11 protein-coding genes are annotated in these 20,549 nt (G+C 65.1%); 4 read left to right on the top strand and 7 right to left on the bottom strand.

Features of this window, described 5'->3' with window-relative positions:
• Window positions 1–33: 33 nt before the first annotated feature.
• The 4 genes from ACEN9H_RS03335 to ACEN9H_RS03320 form a co-directional block, all read right to left on the bottom strand.
• Window positions 34–2,844, bottom strand: coding sequence for a TonB-dependent receptor (locus ACEN9H_RS03335; protein WP_413673782.1), 2,811 nt, complete (start codon window positions 2,842–2,844; stop codon window positions 34–36).
• Between the two features lie 351 nt (window positions 2,845–3,195).
• Window positions 3,196–5,856 (bottom strand): TonB-dependent receptor, encoded by a 2,661-nt coding sequence (locus tag ACEN9H_RS03330; RefSeq protein ID WP_413673781.1) that lies wholly within the window; start codon window positions 5,854–5,856, stop codon window positions 3,196–3,198.
• 259 nt (window positions 5,857–6,115) lie between these two features.
• The gene (locus ACEN9H_RS03325; protein WP_413673780.1) at window positions 6,116–7,627 is read right to left on the bottom strand and encodes a tryptophan halogenase family protein; all 1,512 of its coding nucleotides are present in this window, start codon (window positions 7,625–7,627) and stop codon (window positions 6,116–6,118) included.
• A gap of 90 nt (window positions 7,628–7,717) precedes the next feature.
• Window positions 7,718–10,585: a TonB-dependent receptor gene (locus ACEN9H_RS03320; RefSeq protein ID WP_413673779.1), complete on the bottom strand. Its 2,868-nt coding sequence runs from the start codon at window positions 10,583–10,585 to the stop codon at window positions 7,718–7,720.
• Between the two features lie 525 nt (window positions 10,586–11,110).
• On the opposite strand from ACEN9H_RS03320, the gene ACEN9H_RS03315 reads away from it, so the two are divergent.
• From ACEN9H_RS03315 to ACEN9H_RS03305, 3 genes are read left to right on the top strand one after another with little or no spacing between them, the layout of a single operon-like run.
• Window positions 11,111–12,964 (top strand): glycoside hydrolase family 13 protein, encoded by a 1,854-nt coding sequence (locus tag ACEN9H_RS03315; protein ID WP_413673778.1) that lies wholly within the window; start codon window positions 11,111–11,113, stop codon window positions 12,962–12,964.
• A gap of 8 nt (window positions 12,965–12,972) precedes the next feature.
• Window positions 12,973–15,900, top strand: coding sequence for an MGH1-like glycoside hydrolase domain-containing protein (locus ACEN9H_RS03310; protein WP_413673777.1), 2,928 nt, complete (start codon window positions 12,973–12,975; stop codon window positions 15,898–15,900).
• Window positions 15,900–16,973: an alpha/beta hydrolase gene (locus ACEN9H_RS03305; RefSeq protein WP_413673776.1), complete on the top strand. Its 1,074-nt coding sequence runs from the start codon at window positions 15,900–15,902 to the stop codon at window positions 16,971–16,973. Before ACEN9H_RS03310 ends, ACEN9H_RS03305 begins: the two co-directional genes overlap by 1 nt.
• Before the next feature lie 6 nt (window positions 16,974–16,979).
• On the opposite strand, the gene ACEN9H_RS03300 is transcribed toward ACEN9H_RS03305, so the two are convergent.
• The 3 genes from ACEN9H_RS03300 to ACEN9H_RS03290 form a co-directional block, all read right to left on the bottom strand.
• Window positions 16,980–17,492, bottom strand: a complete 513-nt coding sequence (locus ACEN9H_RS03300; protein ID WP_413673775.1) for a GNAT family N-acetyltransferase — start codon at window positions 17,490–17,492, stop codon at window positions 16,980–16,982.
• The gene (locus ACEN9H_RS03295) at window positions 17,492–17,974 is read right to left on the bottom strand and encodes an N-acetyltransferase family protein (RefSeq protein WP_413673774.1); all 483 of its coding nucleotides are present in this window, start codon (window positions 17,972–17,974) and stop codon (window positions 17,492–17,494) included. Before ACEN9H_RS03295 ends, ACEN9H_RS03300 begins: the two co-directional genes overlap by 1 nt.
• A gap of 178 nt (window positions 17,975–18,152) precedes the next feature.
• Window positions 18,153–19,442: an amidohydrolase family protein gene (locus tag ACEN9H_RS03290; protein ID WP_413673773.1), complete on the bottom strand. Its 1,290-nt coding sequence runs from the start codon at window positions 19,440–19,442 to the stop codon at window positions 18,153–18,155.
• 210 nt (window positions 19,443–19,652) lie between these two features.
• On the opposite strand from ACEN9H_RS03290, the gene ACEN9H_RS03285 reads away from it, so the two are divergent.
• Window positions 19,653–20,507: a phasin family protein gene (locus tag ACEN9H_RS03285; RefSeq protein ID WP_413673772.1), complete on the top strand. Its 855-nt coding sequence runs from the start codon at window positions 19,653–19,655 to the stop codon at window positions 20,505–20,507.
• Window positions 20,508–20,549 lie beyond the last annotated feature (42 nt).

The raw sequence follows: 20,549 nt of genomic DNA, 5'->3' as shown, positions 1-20,549 counted from the left end.
GCGACATCCGCGCATGAAACAACGCCTGGCGGATCAGAACTTGTAGCTTGCGCCCAGGCTGTAGGTACGGCCGAACCGGACGTTTTCCACCACGCTGCTCGGGTCGCCGTTGTAGCGGATGTACGGCGAATTGGTCCAGTTGTTCACGGCCGCCGTGAGCGACAGGCCCTTCAGCATGGTCGTGTCGCCGAAGTCGTACGTGAGCTGCCCGTCCACCGTCGTGTTGCCCTTGATGTAGGTGAGGCTCGCGTCGTCCTTGTAGTCATGGATGTCGCCCACGAAGTCACCCCGCTTGCGGGCGGCGATCGACGCACGGAAGCCGGCCTTTTCATAGTAGACGCGCATGTTCGTCACCGTGTGCGACAGGCCCGGCAGCGGAATCGCGTTGACGCTGCCGTTGCTGATCACCGTGATGCCGCTGCGCGGCAGGGTCACCGAGCTCAGGGTGCTCGAATAGCTGGCCTCGATGCCGAAGCCGCCCAGGTAGCGGGTCAGCATCGCGAACGGCAGCGACGCCGTCAGTTCGAGACCCTTGATGTTGCCGCCCGAACCGTTGCTCGGCGTGGTCAGCATGCCGACCGTCGACCCGGCGTTCGGACCGGTCGCCGGCAGCGGGATGCCGGCCACCAGGAAGCCGGTCGAGGCGTAGTCGACGCGCTGCGGCGCCCGCAGGATATAGGTGTCGAGCTTCTTGTAGAAGCCGGCCATCGCCACATAGCCCTTGGCGCCGTTCGCCTCGAAGTATTTTTCATACGACAGGTCGAACGACTTCGCTCGGAACGGTTCCAGCTTCGGGTTGCCGGAGCCGCCCGCCAGGATCGGCCCCGCGGGATTCGTCGCGTCCAGCCCCACGCCGCCGCCCGGGCGCATATCGCTCATGTTCGGGCGCGACAGGGTCTTGCCGATGCCCAGGCGCAGCACCTGGTCGGCCGGCAGTTCGACGTTCAGGTTCAGGCTCGGCAGGAAATCGTTGTACGAATGGTGGCCGGCGATCGCGTAGGCCGGGCAGGCCTGGCCGGCGACGCCGGCGCAACGTCCGTTGTCGACGATGAGGCCCGTCGAACCCTGGCTCGTGTGGATGTACTGGGCACCGGCATTGCCGCGGTACGGCAGGCCGAACAGCTCGCCTTCCAGGGATGCCATCACGTACGCGGTCGAGACCTTTTCCGAGATGTGCCAGTTCTTGTCGGTCTGGATCACCTGGTCGACCTTCGCCAGCTGGTGGTAGACCGAGCCGAGCGACCCCAGCGGGTTCCACGACGCGACCGGGATGCCCGACTGGCGCGTCACGACCGTCTCGCTGCCCGGCATGGGCGCGGCGCCATACGGCCCCGTGCCGATGAGCAGGCTGCCTTCGTCCGTATCGCGGCTCTTGGTGCGGTTGGTGCGGTTGAGGCCGAATTCGATGCCGGTGAGCGGTCCCAGCTCCACGTCATGCCGGACGCCGAAGCGCGCCGCCTTGATCTCGTCGATCGTGGCGCCGATGGCCACGTAGCCTGACTGCTGGGTGCCCGTCAGGCCGCCGCCCCAGCCGTCGACGTCGGTCAGGAGCATGCGGCTGCGGTCGGTATAGCTGAGCGCGGTCTTGTACAGCGCGGACAGATTGCTCCGGCCGTCGAAGCCGGTCCACGAGATGCTGTCCAGGTCGGCGTTGGGCGTGTTGCCGACGAGGCCGGCCGTCGTCTCGTAGCGCGTGAAGTCGTGCCTGACCCGCGACCCGGACACGTCGCCGGTGAAGGTCCAGTCGCCGCGGCGCAGGCGGCTGTTGATGCCCCAGGAATTCAGCGTGTCCACCGCGACCTCGGTGTTGTTGCGGATGTCGCCCTTGAAGTTCGAACAGGTGCCGGACACGGCCACGCCATCGACGATGTTCGCGTTGCTCAGCACGCCGACCGGGTCGTATCCGCCCGTGCTGCCACAGGTCGACCCTTCGAAACCGGTGCGTTTGGGACTGTCGGTGTTCTTCGAGTGAAACAGGTCGATGGTCGTCAGGAAGTCCTTGCTCGGACGATATTGCAAGATGCCCATCAGGCCTTTATTGGTGTTCGGGTTGTGGATCACGTCCGTCCGCAAGCCGTTCGGCACCGTCACGGTCTGGCCGTTGTACGTCGCCGTGCTCGTCGTGCCGCCCCAACCGTCGTCGTTGATCTGCTCGGGACCGTTGTCGTTGAACTTCACCACGCCCAGGGCCACGCCGACCGTCCGGTTGGCGAACTGGTCGATATAGGCGAGCGACGTGCGGTAGCCGCTGGCGCTGCCCAGGTCCTCGTTGTGCGCGCCGGTGCGTTGCGCCCGGTAGCTGGCGGCGACGGTGCGCCTGGCGAAGTCCAGCGGCAGCACGGTGCGCTGGTCGATGGTCGAGGCGATGCCCTGCCCCATCAGGGTGGCGTCCGGCGATTTGTACACGGTGATCGTGCCCAGCATCTCGGCCGGGTACAGGTCGAAACGGACGCCACGGCTGTCGCTCGCGGACGCCTGTTCGCGGCCGTTCAGCAGGGTGCCGTTGAAGTCCGGCGACATGCCGCGCACGGAAATCGACGCCGCGCGACCCGTGCGGGCGTCGCGCTGGGCCGTCACACCCGGCAGGCGGGAGACGGACTCGGCGACGGTCGCGTCCGGCAGTTTGCCGATGTCTTCCGCCGAGATCGCCTCGACGATGGAATTCGAATTTTTCTTGATCGAGATGGCCGCTTCGATGCCGCGGCGGATGCCCGTCACGGTGACCTGGCTGATCGGGTTGCCGTTGGCGTCCAGTGCCTGTACCGCATCCTGCGCCTGGACGTTGGCGCCCAGCACCGACAGGAATACGACACAACCGGCGGCGACCGGACTCAGTTTGAACACGCACGTCGCATGTTCTCCCACCGTATGTTTGCTACACAGAATCTTCATGTATCCCCTCGAGTCTTTTTGATGTGATCAAGTGCGGAAGCACAGCCGGCTCCAGCGTCAAACAGCGAGGTTGATTCTGAAATTAACGTAGATGGAATACCAATCAAAAAATGTAGTTTTGCAACAAATTAGACGAATCCCCCTTGTTTATGAAGGAAATTTGAAGGAAATTGTTGTAGCAAAAATACATTCTTGACGTAGCGATGGAAGGCCATCCGCCGCTGCGCCAGCAAAAAAATGCCCCTTGCCGCAACAACGGCAAGGGGCATGGAGACTGCGTCGGCGGCTGGGCGCCCCGGCCGCTTACAGCTTGTAGTTAAAGCCGAACAGCATCTGGCGGCCGTACTTCGTGTAGCCGCGCGGACGGTCCGTCGAACCCGAGTAGGTCTGGAAGGCCGTGTCGGTCAGGTTGTTCACCTGGAACAGCACGGACAAGCCCTTGACCTGCTTGAAGTCGTAGCCGAGCTGCAGGTCGACGACGCGGTCCGGCTTCGTGAACGTCAGCTCGGTCGCGCCGCCGACGCCGCCGATCTCGGCCACGTAGTCGCTGCGGTAGCGCTGCGCGACGCGGGCCGAGAAGCCGTCGTTCTCATAGTAGGCAGTCAGGTTGAACACGCGCTTCGACAGGCCCGGCAGCGGGATGCTCATGTCGCCGAAGCTCTGGTTCTTGATCGAGATCTCGCTCGTCGTGAACGCCGCGTTGGCCGTGATGCCGAAGCCCGACAACACAGGGGTGAACATGTCCAGCGGCACCGACGCGGCCAGTTCCAGGCCTTGCAGCTTGCCGCCGTTGCCGTTCTTCGGCTGGGTCATCGTGCCGATGTTGCTGGTCGCGCCCTGCAGCTGGTACTCGGAGAAGTCGCGCGGCTCGGTGACAGTGTAGATGTAGGACTTCAGGTCTTTGTAGAAGCCCGCCACCTGCACATAGCCCTTGTTGCCGAAGTATTTTTCCCACGACAGGTCGACCGCGTTCGCACGCCACGGATCCAGCTGCGCGTTGCCGCCGTTGCCGTAAGGCGTACCGGTGCTCTGGTGCGTCAGGCCGACTTCACGCGACGCGTTCAACTCGTCGAGGCGCGGACGCGCCAGGGTCTTGTTGGCGCCGAAGCGGATGATCTGCTGTTCCGGCAGGCTCCAGATCAGGTTGATGCTCGGCAGGTAGTCGTTGTACTTCTTGCCGTCGGTGAGCGGCACCAGGTCGGCGAACGGCCAGGCGCGCAGCGTCTTGGCGGTCGAGCTCTGGTCGGTGTGCACGGCCTGGATGCCGACGTTGCCGCGCAGCGGCATCGACATCAGTTCGGTGTCGATGTTCAGCTTGGCGTAGGCGGTCTGGACTTTCTCGGTGATGGTCCAGTTCTTGGTCGCGCCCCACGGCACCAGCACGGCCGGCGTGTACGGACCGAAGTTCTGCGCCAGCACGGCCGGGATGTCCCAGCTCAGCGTATCGGGCAGCGCGTACAGGGACTGCGAGCCGTTGACGGCGCCGGCGGCGATGGCGCCCGTGCCCAGCTTGGTGAAGCCGGTCTCGAGGTGCTGCTTCTGCTTGTCGCGCTTGGACGCGTTGACACCGAATTCGACGCTGTTGAACAGCTTGCTGTCGAAGCGGTATTCGGCGCTGAGGCGGAACGAGTTCAGCTTGTCCTTCAGGTGCGGCGCGTTGACGTAGCCGTCGCCGTACTGGCCGCCGATGGCGAGCAGCGCCGGGTTGTCGTACACGCCGGTCAGGCCGATGTTCGGGATGGTGCCGTTCGCGTAGTCGAACGTCATCGTCTGGCGCGCCGCGAGGCCGGTGTTGATCTCGTCGAGTTCTTCCTTGTGGTCGGCCTGCGAATGGCTCAGGTCCGCGACGAAGGTCCAGTCGCCCGCGATGTACTTGTTGTTCCAGCCGTAGGCCGTCAGCGTGTCGTTCTGGCGGTAGTGGTTGTTGCGCACCACCGGGTTGACGTTGTTGGCGGTACCGGCCGTCATGACGCCGTTGCCGTTGATGGTGCCCGGCGTGAACGAGACGTTGCCGTCGTCGGTCAGCTGCACTTCCATGCCGCGGCGGTCTTCATCGAGCTTGAAGCGCGAGTGGTACGCGTCGATCGTCGACGTGAATTCGCGGATCGGGTGCCATTCCACGACGCCCATCAGGCCATCGCGCACCTGGTTGCCGGTCTGCGCCAGCGACTTGATGCCTTTCGGAACCTTGACGGTCTTGCCCGGCACGGACGACGTATTGTCGACCCAGTCCCAGGTCTCGAATTGCTTCGACTCGTTCGGCTTGTCGGCGCGTGCGTAGCCGACCGCCACGCCCAGCGTGCGGCCCAGGAACTGGTCGACGTACGACGCGCTGATGCGGCTGCCCTTGTCCTTCGAGCCGGTGCTGAGCTTGCCCTGGCTGTTCTTCTCGCCGCGCACGTTCAGCGTGACGACGCGCTCGCGCAGCGACAGCGGCTTGATCGTCTGCAGGTTGACCGTACCCGACAGGCCCTGGCCGACGAGCGCTGCGTCCGACGTCTTATACACGGTGACGGCGTTGATCAGCTCGGACGGATACTGGTCGTACTCGACCGTGCGGTTCGCGCTCGTGCTGACCTGCTCGCGGCCGTTCAGCAGCGCGGTCGACAGGTCGCCCGACGTGCCGCGGATGCTGATCTGCTGCGCCTGGCCGTTGACGCGCTGCGCCGACAGGCCCGGCAGGCGCGCCAGCGATTCGGCGATGCTGATGTCCGGCAGCTTGCCGATGTCCTCGGCGGAGATGGTCTCGACGATGCTGGTCGCATCGCGCTTGACGGCGATCGCGTCCTCGATACTGCGGCGGATGCCGGTGACGGTGACGGTGCTGACCGGCGCCGCCTGGACGCCGTCGGCCGCCTGCGTCTGCGCGGATGCCTGGGCGCCCGCGAGCGCCAGGAACACGGCGCAACCCACGGCGACCGGGCTCAGTTGGAATGCGGGCTGACCGCCCTTCGAAATCTTCATATGTCCCCTCGACAGAATCAAATGTGCTTATAAGAGGAACGTCAGCCTTTTGCCGAAGCGTGCGCCGGCCACGGGCTCGAACGTTCGGAACCGATTCTGTATTAAAACTAGATTACGTGTCAACGAGACATAGATTTAAGTGAGGAGACTGTGGTTTTCACCCACAAAATGCACCCGAAAAGGGCATTTTAGAAGCAGTCCTAGTAAATACATACTTCTTATAAATGTAGTTCGGGTACAAATTTCCAGGTGAAAACGCTTATATCTTCGGTGCCTTGCAATACCCGTCGATGAACGCCGCATGATCGGGCATGAAATCGACGCATTGCCGGATCACGTCCGCCACGCCTTCCATGTAGTCCCGGATGCCCTCTTCCGACTGCACGTCGACCAGCGGGTGATACGCTTGCGGATGGATGTTCTGCCCGACGAGCACCTGCAGCCAGCCGACTTCCGTGAACAGTTCGCTGTCGACGCGGCGCAGGCGGCCGTGCGTGCGGAACAGGTCGATCTTGTCGCGCAGGGTGGCCGGAATCTCCATGCGCGCGCACTCCTGCCAGAACGCGGCGTCGTCGCGCTGGTTCGCGTGGTAGTGCAGGATGATGAAGTCGCGGATGCGCTCGTAGTGGAAGCGCGACAGGCGGTTGAACGCCTCGACGTCCGTCGCGCTGAAGCCCTGGTCCGGGAAGTAGTCCAGCAGGCGCTGGATCGAGTCCTGGATCATGTGGATGCTCGTCGATTCGATCGGCTCCAGGAAACCGCTCGACAGGCCGATCGCCACCACGTTCTTGTCCCACGCCTTCTTGCGCATGCCCGTCATGAAGCGGATCGGGCGCGGGTCCGCGAGCGGCTTGCCGTCCAGGTTGGACAGCAGCACGTGCGCCGCCTCGTCGTCGCTGATGTAGCGGCTGCAGTAGACGTGGCCGTTGCCGATGCGGTTCTGCAGCGGGATGCGCCACTGCCAGCCCGACTTGTGGGCGGTCGCGCGCGTGTACGGCGTGAGCGCGGGCACGGATTCGCACGGCACGGCCAGGGCGCGGTCGCACGGCAGCCAATGGCTCCAGTCCTCGTAGCCCGCCTCCAGGGTCTGCTCGATCAGGAGGCCGCGGAAGCCCGAGCAGTCGATGAACAGGTCGCCCTCGATGCGCTCGCCGTTTTCCATCACGACGGCGTCCACGTGGCCGTCGTGCTCGCGCTGCGTCACACGCACGATTTTTCCCTCGGTGCGCTCCACGCCGCGCGCTTCCGACAGCTTGCGCAGGTGGCGCGCATACAGGCCGGCGTCGAAGTGGTAGGCGTAGGTGATCTCGCCCAGCGGCGAATTGCCCAGGTCCGTGCGCGGCAGCATGAACTTGTTCGCGCGCGCGGCGGCGCGCGTGATCGAGTAATCGGCCAGGTCGCGCGCCTGGCCCAGCGCGCGCATCTTGTGCCAGTACTGCTCGAAGCCGACCATCCACAGGTCCTGGCCCAGGCGCCCGAAGCCGTGCGTGTAGCGGTCGCCCAGGCGCCCCCAGTTGACGAACTCGACGCCGAGCTTGAAGGTGCCGTTGGTGGCTTTCAGGAACTCGGCTTCGTCGATGCCGGCGACGGTATTGAAACGCTGGATCATCGGGATGGTGGCTTCGCCGACGCCCACGATGCCGATCTCGTCGGACTCGACGAGGCGGATGCGGTAGCGGCCGCGCAGCGCGGTGGCCAGGGCGGTGGCGGTCATCCAGCCGGCGGTGCCGCCGCCGACGATGACGATGGTGTTCAGATGAGGTACTTGCATGCTCGGTCTCGCGATCATGAAAAAACACCCCTGCTGACCAGGGCCGGCAGGGGTGTTCCAATTAACTGTCGACGTCGACAGGATAACGGATTAGAACTTGTAGCTCGCGCCCAGGCTGTACGTACGGCCGAACGTGATCTTCTCGGCGATCTCGCTCGGGTTCGCGGCGTAACGGATGAACGGCGAGTTCGTCCAGTTGTTCACCGCGGCCGTCAGCGACAGGCCTTTCAGCATGGTGTTGTCGCCGAACTCGTACGTCAGCTGGCCGTCGACCGTCGTGTTGCCACGGATGAAGGTCAGCTGGTTGTTGTCCTGGAAGTCGCTGATCTCGCCCAGGAAGTCGCTGCGGTGCTTGGCGGCGATCGACGCGCGGAAGCCATGCGCTTCGTAGTACAGGCGCAGGTTGGTCACCTGGCGCGACAAGCCCGGCAGCGGGATCGTCGCGACGCCGCCGGTGTCGATCACGGTCAGGCCCGTCGTCAGCAGGTTCACCGAGCTCAGGGTGCTCGAGTGGTTGACCTCGACGCCGAAGCCGCTCAGGTACTTCGACAACATGGCGAACGGCAGCGACGCGGTCAGCTCGATACCCTTGATGTTGCCGCCCGTGCCGTTGACCGGGGTGTTCAGGATACCGACGGTCGAACCGGCGTTCGGACCCGACGCCGGCAGCGGGGTCTTGGCGCTCAGCAGGCCGCTCGTCGCGAAATCGACGGTCTTCGGCACGGTCAGCACGTAGGTGTCGAGCTTCTTGTAGAAGCCGGCGACGGCGACATAGCCCTTGGCACCGTTGACGGTGAAGTACTTTTCCCACGACAGGTCCAGCGCCTTCGCACGGAACGGTTCCAGGTTCGGATTACCGGCGCTGCCCGACAGGATCGGGCCGTCGTGGAACGACGTGTTCAGGCTCACGCCGCCGCCCGGACGCAGGTCGCTCATCTTGGTGCGCGACAGCGTCTTGCCCAGGCCGACACGGAGCATCTGGTCGTACGGCAGCTCGAAGCCCAGGTTCATGCTCGGCAGGAAGTCGTTGTACGAGTGGTGCCCCCTCACGACGTAGGCCGGGCAAGCCTGGCCGGCGACGCCGGCGCACTTGCTCGTGTCGACGACGGTACCGGTCGAGCTCTGGTTCGTGTGGATGTACTGCGCGCCGATGTTGCCGCGGTAGGACAGGCCGAACAGCTCGCCTTCCAGGTTACCCATCAGGTACCCGGTCGAGACCTTCTCCGACACGTCCCAGTTCTTGTCCGTCTGGATCGGCTGGTCGACCTTCGGCAGCAGCTGGTAGACCGTGCCGAGCGAACCGAGCGGGTTCCACGCGACGACCGGGATGCCGGACTGCGGCGTCACCATGACGTCCGTACCCGGCACCGGTGCCGAGCCGTACGGACCGGTACCGACGACCAGGTTGCCTTCGTTCTGGTCGCGGCCCTTGCTGCGGTTGGTGCGGTTGACGCCGAATTCGACGGCCGTCAGCGGACCCAGCTCCATGTCATGCTTCGCGGACAGGCGGTACGACTTGATCTCGTCGGTGGTCGTGCCCACGGCGACGTAGCCGGCCTGCGGGTTGCCGGTCAGGCCGCCGCCCCAGCCGGCGTGGTCGGTCAGGACGACCTGGCTGCGGTCGGCGTAGTTCAGCGACGTCGTGTAGGTCGGCGCCAGGTTGTCCTTGCCGTTGTAGCCGGTCCAGGAGATGGTGGACAGGTTCGTCGCGTCGCCCGGCTGGCCGGCCGTCGTTTCATAACGGTTCGAGTCGTGCGTGACCTTGGAACCGGCGATGTCGCCAGTGACGGTCCAGCCTTCGCGGCGCAGGCGGCTGTTGATGCCCCACGAATTCAGCGTGTCGGTGACGGCTTCGATGTGGTTGCGGACGTCGCCCTTGAAGTTCGTGCAGGTGCCCGAGGTGGCCACGCCGTCGACGATGGTGGCGTTGGTCAGCACGCCGTTCGGGTCGTACGAACCGGTGCTGCCGCAGACGGAGCCTTCCAGGCCGGTCTTCTTGGTGTTGTCGGTGTTCTTCGAGTGGAACAGGTCGACGGTGGTGACGAAGTCCTTGTTCGGGCGGAACTGCAGGATGCCCATCACGCCCTTGTTGGTCTGCGGGTCGCGCTGGACGTCGGTCTTGAAGCCGTTCGGGACCTTGACGGCCTGGCCGTTGTAGGTGGCCGAACCCGCGCCGCCGCCCCAGCCGTCGGCCTGGAACTGCTCGGCGCCCGTGTCGTTGAACTTCACGGCGCCCAGGGCCACGCCGATCGTGCGGTTGGCGAACTGGTCGATGTAGGTCAGGGTGGAGCGGTAGCCGGTACCGGTGCCCAGGCCGTTGTTGTGCTCACCGAAGCGCATGGCCTTGTAGCCGACGGCAACGGTGCGCTTGCCGAAGTCCAGCGGCATCACGGTGCGCTGGTCGATGGTCGAGGCGATGCCCTGGCCCATCAGGCTGGCGTCCGGCGATTTGTAGATCGTGATGGTGCCCAGCATTTCGGCCGGGTACAGGTCGAACTTGACGCCGCGGCTGTCGCCCGCCGACGCCTGCTCGCGGCCGTTCAGCAGCGTGCCGTTGAAGTCCGGCGACAGGCCGCGGACGGAGATCGCGGAAGCACGGCCCGACGACTTGTCGCGCTGCGCGGTCACGCCCGGCAGGCGCGAGATCGATTCGGCCACGGTGGCATCGGGCAGCTTGCCGATGTCTTCCGCCGAGATCGCTTCGACGATGGAGTTGGAATTCTTCTTGATGGAGATGGCCGCCTCGATGCCGCGCCGGATACCGGTCACGGTCACCGTGCTGACCGGGTTGCCGTTGGCGTCCGTCGCCTGGGCGGCTTGCGAGACGGCGGCGTCCTGGGCGTAGACGTTGGTGCCGAGCGCCGACAGGAACACGGCGCAACCGGCGGCAACCGGGCTCAGCTTGAACACAAGTGCGCCATTGATGTTACGCGCGTGCTTGCCATTAAAAATCTTCATTTGTCCCCTCAAATCATCAGATCTCATTGTTTTTCCCGACGACGGCAGCTTGAGCCCGCTCCGGGAGCCAGAAAGCAAACGTTTATAAGTACGTACGTTCTGTCAAGGATTCTGTATTAAAACTAGATTCACTGTCAACGTGACTTGCCTTCGATTACGGGAATGTAGGAGTTTTACGCCAAATTGACTAAAAAACGACTTTTCTCGTTGTATTCGAGCTACAAAATAAGCATGCAGACATTGTAGTCACGCTACAAAACGATTTCCGCACACCAACTCAGGAGTGTTTTGCACCATTTTGGCGCAAACTTGCGTAGTAGTTTTACGGAATGTTGGGATTTGCCCACATTCAGACTTGCCCGTCGCGCGCAAAAACGTGTAGCAAAACTAGAGATTCGGCGGGTAGGTTGCGTTGCTGCGCTCAAGTGTCTGTAGTATTCTCCGAGCAATAATGTAATAAGCGCATTACCCTTAGACAACAATTCGGGTAAATCGCTGTAGTTCGACTACGCTCCGGAGACCACCATGCGCATTTCGTCCCGCCTCGCCGCCCTGCTGCTCGGCAGCCTCTTCCTCACGAGCGCCGGAGTCCACGCGGCATCCGCGCCGGCCCCCATCGACCACATGGACCCGCCGTTCTGGTGGACGGGCATGCACGACCGCCGCCTGCAATTGATGGTGCACGGCGCCGCCATCGCGGACCTGGAACCGGCCATCGCCTACCCCGGCGTGCGCATCGCGGCCGTGACGCGGGTGGCCAACCGCAACTACCTGTTCATCGACCTGGACATCGCCCCGGACGCGCAGCCGGGCGACGTCGCCATCGATTTCCGCGGCGCGCATCCGACGCGCCACATCTACCCCCTGCTGGCGCGGGCATCCGGATCGGCGGAGCGCAAGGGCTTCGGCAAGGGCGACGCGATCTACCAGCTGATGCCGGACCGCTTCGCCAACGGCGACACGCGCAACGACAGCGTGCCCGCGCTCGCGGATAAACTCGACCGCAAGCTCGGCCACGGCCGCCACGGCGGCGACATCCAGGGCATCATCGACCACCTCGACTACATCGCGGGCATGGGCTTCACGCAGCTGTGGCCCACGCCCCTCGTCGAGAACGACATGCCGGCCGCGTCCTACCACGGCTACGCGGCCACGGACCACTACCGGATCGACCCGCGCTACGGCAGCAACGAGGATTACGTGCGGCTGTCGAACGAAGCGAAGAAGCATGGCATCGGCGTGATCCAGGACGTCGTGCTGTCGCACATCGGCCTCAATCACTGGTGGATGAAGGACTTGCCGACGCCGGACTGGATCAACCACAACGACGGTCGTTTCGTCGCGACGATGCACCACCGGACGGCCGTGCAGGACCCGTACGCGGCGAAGGAAGACGCGAGCAACTTCACGACGGGCTGGTTCAGCCCCGGCATGCCCGACATGAACCAGACGAACCCATTCGTCGCCAACTATCTCATCCAGAACAGCATCTGGTGGATCGAGTATGCGGGCCTGTCCGGCCTGCGCATCGACACGTTCGGCTATTCGGACGGCGCCTTCCTCGCGCAATACACGCAGCGCGTGCTGGCCGAGTATCCGCGCCTGAACATGGTGGGCGAGGAATGGAGCAAGCTGCCGCCCGTCGTCGCGCACTGGCAGCGCGCTCCCACGTCGATGCCCAGCATGATGGACTTCCCGCTGACGGAGGCGATGCGCACGGCCCTCGCCGACGGAAAGAGCGAGAACGTCTTCAACGACGTGTACGAGATGCTGTCGCTGGACTATCTCTATCCGGACGCGTCGAACCTCGTGCTGTTCGAGGGGAACCACGACATGGCGCGTTTGTACAGCGTCGTCGGCGAAGACATCGAGCGCTGGAAGATGGACCTCGCGTTCATCATGACGATGCCCCGCATCCCGCATTTCTACGTGGGCGACGAGATCCTGATGACGAGCACCGTCGGCCGCCGCGACGACAGCAGCTACCGCCGCGACTTTCCCGGCGGCTGGGCCGGCGACAAGGTCGACGCCTTCACCGGCGCGGGCCTCACGCCGCGCCAGCGCGAGGCGCAGGCGTTCGTGAAGAAGCTCGTCAACTGGCGCAAGGGCGCGGCCGTCGTGCACGACGGGAAGCTGATGCAGTACGGGCCGGAGAACAATACGTGGGTCTACTTCCGCTATGACGGGAAACTGAGCGACAAGAAAAAGATCATGGTCGCGTTCAATGCGAACGGGAAGGAAGCCGTGCTGCCCGCCGGGCGCTTCCATGAGATGCTGTCCGGGGTCGCGGCCGGGACCGACGTCTTGACCGGCAAGCGTTTCGACCTGGGCAAGGAAATCCGCCTGCCCGCGAAGTCCGTTGTCATCCTCGAACTCTGAATCCTGCCATGATCAAGCACACCGTTCTCGCCGCCGCCCTCTTCGCCCAATCCGTCGCCGCCATCGCGGCCGAAGCCCCGCCGCTGCGCTACGACATCTACGTGCGCGGCGCCTTCAACGGCTGGGGCACGGACAACGTCCTGGTCCATCAGGGCAAAGGGATTTATCAGGCCGACATCCTCGTCAGCCCCGGCAACCACGCCTTCAAGATCGGCAGCAAGGACTGGGCCGCGGAATGGGTCGCGAATCCGGCGGCCAGCGTCAGCGTCAAGCTGGGCGACGCCTATCCGCTCGCGACCGAAGCGGGCCCGGAAGACTATCTGTTCACGAAGAAGACGACTACGTTCCGCTTCCGCGTCGACGTGTCGGATCCGAAGCGCCCCGTGCTGACGGTGACGCAGGTCGAGACGCCCGCGTCCGCGGCGGCAACGGACCCGCACGTCGGCGCCGGCGCGACGGCCACCCTGACCTTCCCCACGTGGGACGGCAAGGAAGAATCGGCACGCTTTTCCGTGCGCGATCCGCAGGCGCCGCTGCGCAGCTATGCGCATTCGACGACGATGCAGTTGCGCGACCCGGGCCCGCAAGCGACGACGTACGACGAGGACGCGGCGCTGCCCGTCGTCCGCAGCGGCAACCTCGCGTTCGACGCGCTGTTCGCGCTGGCCGGCCACGAGATGAAGCTGGATTCCGTGAAGGAGATCCGCGACGGGAACTACAACGGCGGCGCCGCGATCCCGTGCGACTGCTTCGAGACGGGCGAAAAGTGGCATTACGTGTGGACGCGCGACCTGTCGTATGCGGCCGATCTCGGTCTCGCCATGCTCGACCCGCAGCGCGTGCGCAATTCGCTTCTATTCAAACTGTCCGGCTGGCGCGCCGGCGTGCCGAAGGCGCCGCAGGTCGCGGGCTCGCCCGACGGCCTGCAGATCGTGCAGGACACGGGCAGCGGCGGCAGCTGGCCCGTCAGCACGGACCGCATCACGTGGGCCTTCGCGGCCGAAGAAGTCCTCAAGACGCTGCCGGCCGGCGAGCGCGCGGCGTTCGCGACGAAGGCGCTGCAGGCGCTGGCGAACACGATCGAGAACGACCGCATCGCCGCGTTCGACAAGACGACGGGCCTGTACACGGGCGAGGAATCGTTCCTCGACTGGCGCGACCAGACGTACGCGAAATGGATCACCGACGACCTGGCATCGATGGCCAGCAGCAAAGCGCTGTCGACCAACGTCGGCCACTACAAGGCGCTGACGCTCGCCGCGCAACTGGCCCGTGAACAGGGGGATAAAACGCGTGCCACGCGCTACGAGGGGTGGGCGCGCGACCTGAAGCGCGCAATCAACACGCACCTGTGGCTGGACGACGCCGGCATGTACAGCAGCCTCACGGCCGCGCACTTCGACGGCGCGCCGCTGCACAAGTTCGACTGGCTGGGACAGTCGCTCGCGATCGTCACCGGCGTCGCGGACGGCGCCCGCGCACGGAAAATCCTGGCCAGTTATCCGCACGGCCCGATGGGCGCACCCGTCATCTGGCCGCAGCAGCAGGACCTGCCGGTCTACCACAACCGCGCGATGTGGCCGTTCGTCACCGCGTACGGCCTGCGCGCCGCGATCGCGGGCCGCAACGTCGCGGTAGCCGATGCCGCGTACGACACGCTGATGCGGGGCGCGGCACTCAATATGTCGAACATGGAAAACCTGGAGTGGCTGTCCGGCCAGCCGCTGCTGCTGGACGAGGCGCATCCGAACCTGATCGGCCCCGTCATCAATTCGAAACGCCAGCTGTGGTCCGTCGGCGCCTATCTCGGCATGGTGATCCGCGACGTGTTCGGCGTCTCCACGACACGTGAAGGCATCGAGGTGAAGCCGTTCGTGACGGCGAAGCTGCGCGGCGGCGTGTTCGCGGCCGGCGACAGCATCGCGCTGTACAACCTGCGTTTGCAGGGACGCGCCGTCAACGTCAAGCTGCGGCTGCCGCCCGTGCCGGCGGCCGGTTCGAGTGGTTATTACGCCGTCGAGCGCATCCTCGTCGACGGCAAGCCGGCCGGCAGCAGCATTCCGTGGAGCGCGCTGGATGCACACAGCGACATCGAGGTCCAGCTGGGCAAGCTGGTCGACGGCGCCACGGCCATCCGCCGCGTGAGCGCCGATCCGTATGCGGAAACGCCGACCGTGTTCGGTCCGCGCGAGCCGCGTATCGATGGCGTCGCGCGCGCAGGCGCGGCCACGACGGTGACGATCGTGCCGGCCGACCGGCAGACGGGCATCACCTACAACGTCTACCGCGACGGCAAGCTGGTCGCATCGAATCTCAACGCCGGCACATGGACTGACCGCGAAAACAGCGCCGCAGCATGCTACGCCGCCGAGGCGCAATACACGTCGTCCGGCAACCGCAGCCACCACAGCGTGCCGCGCTGCGCAGGCGCCAGCGTGGCGATCGCCGCCACCGACCCGCGTGTGCAGGCCAGCGTGGCCATCGCACCGGGCAATGCGCGCTTCGCCGAAGCGCATCTCGCCAACTGGGGCCGGCCGGCCGACCGCCTCGACGTGCGCGACGTGCGCGTTCCGCAGGCGGGCGACTACGCCGTGCAGGTCCGCTATCACAACGGCGCCAACCAGATCAACCTGGGCATCAGCGGTGGCGTAAAATGGCTGGCGCTCAAGGATGAGTCGGGACGCATCGTCGCGCAAGGCGTCGTGCAACTGCCGCACGCGCGCATCGAGAAGGCGAACACGCCGACCGTGTATTCGACCCCGCTGGCGGCGCGCCTGAAGGCGAACGTCGCGTACCGGATCGAGATGAGCGACTTCTACAACATGAGTTATCTGGACAGCAACCGCAGCTTCAGCGCGGCCGGCGGCGTCGACGGCCCGTCGAACCGCTTCGACGTCTACGGCGTGCGGCTGCTGCGCACCAACGGAACGAAATGATGAAACGAATCGCAATCGCGGCCGCCGCGACCATGCTGCTGGCGCAGGCCCACGCCACCACCGTGCGCATCCACTACGCGGCCGGCAAGGACACCATCCAGGTCCGCGCCGACAAGGGCGCCGCCGGCTGGTCGCAGGGCGTGCCCGCGAAGCCGGAAGGCGGCCCGCTGAACGTATGGACGTTCACGTGGCCGGACGCGCTGGGCGACATCCAGATGAAGCCCACGCTGGGCGCGGACAAGGTGTCGATCGGCGGCGTGTACAAGCTGGCGGCGGGCAGCACGGTCGACATCTACCCGTTCTTCGGTCCGCCGTTCGGCAAGGTGACGATCGTGAAGGATTTCGCGTCGCCGCAACTGGACAACAAGCGCGCGCTGCGCATCTATCTCCCGCCCAGCTACGGCGAGAACGCGGCGAAGCGCTACCCCGTGCTGTACATGCACGACGGCCAGAACCTGTTCGATGCGAAGACGGCGTCGTACGGCGTCGAATGGGGCATCGACGAGACGGTCAACCGTCTCGTGGCGACGGGCGTGATGGACGAGGTGATCGTCGTCGGCATCGACAACACGCCGGAACGCATCCCCGAATACACGCCCTGCTGCGACCCGAAATACGGCGGGGGCAAGCTGAATGCCTACGACGCGTTCATCGTCGAGACGGTGAAGCCGTACGTCGACCGCACGTACCGCACCTTGCCCGGCAAGGACACGACGGCGATCATGGGCTCGTCGCTGGGCGGCATCGCCTCGGTGCTGATCGCGCAGCGCCATCCGGACATCTTCTCGAAGGCGGGCGGCGTCTCCAGCTCGTTCTGGTGGAACAACGGGGCGCTGCTGGCGAAGGTGCCGGACCGCGTGCCCGTGAAGTTCTACCTCGACGCAGGCACGCGCGACGACGGCCTGGACGACACGACGAAGATGCGCGACGCCATGCTGGCCAAGGGCTATCGCGAAACGGACGACCTGATGTTCTACAAGGCCGAGGGCGGGCGCCACAACGAGGCGTCGTGGGCCGCGCGTGTGGACAAGCCGCTGACCTGGTTCTTCCCGTGGGGTTCGACCCGGCAGTGACCGGCGTCAGAATTCCATGCTGTATAAATTGCTGCCGGCGTCGCCCGGCACGAGGTGGACGAACCGTTCGTACCGCATGCCCATCTTGCGCAGCAGGCCGTTGGACGCGAGGTTGTTGGGCGACGTGATGGCCAGCACGCGCCTGAGGCCCAGCGCGGGCGCGAGCGCCAGCACGGCCATGCCGGCCTCGTACGCATAGCCGCGGCCGCAGTAACGCGCCAGGTAGGCATAGCCGATGTCGACGCCGTCCAGCGTCTCGCGCTTGATCAGGCCGCACATGCCGATGGGCGTGCCGCTGTCCTTCAGTTCGACGACGTACAGCGAATGGCCGCGCACGTCCTGCATCGCGATCGGGCCGTCGAGCAGGGCCTGGATCGCGTCCTCGCGCGTGCGGATGCCGCGGTCGCCGATATGCTCCAGGAAGCCGCGATCGTTGACGAGCGCGAGATAGAAGTCGGCGTCGTCGCGGTCGGCGGTGCGCAGGCGCAGGCGCGGGGTCGCGAGGATATCCACCGGCATCAGTCTTCTTCCGGCAGCGGCCAGCGCGCGGGGTCTTCGAGCAGCTTGTACATCACGTACGCATCGACATAGCCGAGCCGGCGATGGCGGTACGCTTTCGGCAAGGTGCCGACGATGGAAAAGCCGAGCCGCTTCCACAGGTAGATCGCGGGATTGTTCGTGCTGACGACGAAGTTGAACTGCATCGCCAGGTAGCCCTTGCGGCGCGCCTCGCCGATGCTGTGCTCGCCGAGCAAATGACCCACGCCGACGCCCTGCGCGTTCGGACTGACCATGTACGACGCATTGGCGACGTGCGCCCCGCGTCCCACGTGGTTCGGCTGCAGCTTGTACATCCCGAGGATCCGCTCCTCGCCGCGCACCGCGACATAGGTCGACGCCTCGGGTGCGAACCAGTAATCGTAGGTGTCTTCGCGACTCGTGCCCGCGTCCTGGGCATAGGTTTCGCCTTCGGCCGCGTGCGCCTGGAAAATGGTCCACATAGCATTGAAATCAGTTTCAGTAGCTGGACGAATCTGGATATCTTTCACTGCGTGACCTGCTGGGACGTATCGAAAGCGCAAGATTCTACCTTGGGATTCGGCTGCACGGATGCCGATCCGGTAAGGGGACGTAGAAAATTTCCGCTAAATAAAGGTAGGAAAGAATTGGTGCCGCCCGTTACTGCCCCGCCCGCTTCAATCGTTCCAATCGGAAATCAATCGACGCCGGACGGTCCGGCAGGCGCAGGCGCGCGCGCGCCGCCGGCGCCTCGCTGATCACCTCGCCGGCACGCAGCACGAGCCGGCGCGCGGCGCGCAGGCGGATGGCCTCGACGGGGTCGCCCGCATCGAGCCAGACGAGGTCCGCGCGGCAGCCCGGCGCGATGCCATAGCCCTGCAGGCCAAGGATGCGCGCGGGGGTCTCCGTGACGGCCTGGAAGCACAGTCGCATCGCGGCCTGGCCCGTCATCTGCGCGACGTGCAGCCCCATATGCGCGACTTCCAGCATGTCGCCGGAACCGAGGCCGTACCACGGGTCCATCACGCAATCGTGGCCGAACGCCACCGGCACGCCGGCCGCCAGCAATTCCGGCACACGCGTCATGCCCCGGCGTTTCGGGTACGTGTCGTGGCGGCCCTGCAGGGTGATGTTGATGAGGGGATTCGCGATCGCGGCGACGCCGGATTCCGCCATCAGCGGCAGCAGCTTGCTCACATAGTAATTGTCCATCGAATGCATCGACGTGAGGTGCGAACCGGCGACCCTGCCCTGCAAGCCGAGGCGCAGCGTCTCCGCGGCAAGGGTCTCGATATGGCGCGACAAGGGATCGTCGCTTTCGTCACAATGCATGTCGACCATCAGCCCCTGCTCCGCCGCGAATTCGCACAGCACGCGCACGGACTCGGCGCCGTCGGCCATTGTCCGTTCGAAATGCGGGATGCCGCCGACGACGTCCACGCCCATCCGGATGGCGCGCTTGAGATTGTCGAATGCGGTCTTGCTGCGCAGCAGGCCGTCCTGAGGGAACGCGACGAGTTGCAAATCGATGTAAGGTGCCACGCGGCGTTTGACGTCGAGCAGCGCTTCCACGGCCAGCAGGCGGTCGTCGCACACGTCGACGTGGCTGCGGATCGCCAGCAGGCCGCGCGCCACGGCCCAGTCGCAATACTGCAACGCCCGTTCGACGAGCGCCTCCTGCGCCAGTTGCGGCTTCAGCTCGCCCCACAGCGCAATGCCTTCCAGCAAAGTGCCCGATTCGTTCACGCGCGGCAGGCCATAGCTGAGCGTGGCGTCCATGTGGAAATGGGCGTCGACAAACGGCGGCGTCACGAGGTCGCCGCCAACGTCGATCTCGCGCGCGCCACGTTGCGGCAAGGCGGGCTCGACGGCAGCGATGGTGCCGCCCGCGATGGCGATGTCGACCGTGCGGCCATCGGCCAGGGTGGCGTTGCGGAGAACGAGATCCATGCGCGAGGCTCCTGATGGTTGGGACCTCATCAGATTACCATGCTGGTCATCTTGTCAATGATATATATCAAACCTCAATGCTGCACCGCAAGATTTCCTTGTAAAAACAACATAGAATTCCCTTTTCATCCCGCATGAACCCCTTTACACTAGACTTATTGCAGTGCGTCATAAACCGAATGGTTACAACCTGAAAGACAAGGAACCCAGATGACTTCATTCTCCGAACAGTTGTCCGCCGTCCGCAAGTCCCAATGGGAAGCACAGCTCGACGTGTTCCGGGCATTGAGCCAGCGCGCACTCGACAGCGCCGAACAGCTGATTGCGCTCAACATGAAGACCTCCCGCGCGTCGGTCGAACAAGCTACGGGAACCTTCAAGCAATTGCTCGAAATTACCAACCCGCGTGATTTCCTGGCCATCGGCACCACGGCCCAGGGCCAGTGGCAGCAATTCTTTTCCTACGGCCGCGAGCTGCTGGGCATTGCCGCCGGCACGCACGAGCGCGGCTGGAGCACGCAGCAGCCGCTGCAGCTGGTGCCCGCCCCCACTGCGAATATCCCGACGTCCGTGTCGCAGTTCATGGAACAGGCAGCCATCGCGACGGCCGACGCGGCCACGGTGAACAGCGAGATCGTCAGCGCCGCCGTCGATACCGGTTGCGCCATGGCCGAAGCGGCGCTGGACGCGGGCACCCAGGCCATCAGCCGCGCCGAAGAAGCGGCGCCGCCGCAGGCCGAGCCGCAGACCGAGCCGCAGGCAGCCGAACCGCTCACGACCACCGTGACCGAGGCGGTGTCCGCGCAACCGGAAGCGCCGGCCGCCGATCCGGTCGAAACGGCCATCGCCGACGAGGTGCCGTCCGCCAGGGCCAAGCCGCTCGCGAAAGCGCTGAACAAGGTCGCGCCGAAACCGGCCGCCGCCGAGCATCCGGTCGCATCGACCGTGCCGCTGGAAGCCGGTCCGCACGTGGAACTGCCGATCGTCACGCCGACCGAGAGCACGCCGCCGCTGCGCGTCGTGACCCACGGCGGCAAGACCTCGCGCTCGCAGCGCAAGAAGTAACGGCGGCACGGCATCTGCAAAGGTGCTGTAAAACTAGTAAAT

The organism is Massilia cellulosiltytica (assembly GCF_047325105.1).
In the GTDB taxonomy this organism is placed as follows: domain Bacteria; phylum Pseudomonadota; class Gammaproteobacteria; order Burkholderiales; family Burkholderiaceae_D; genus Telluria; species Telluria orientalis.
This window is presented reverse-complemented; position numbering and strand designations above follow the sequence as displayed.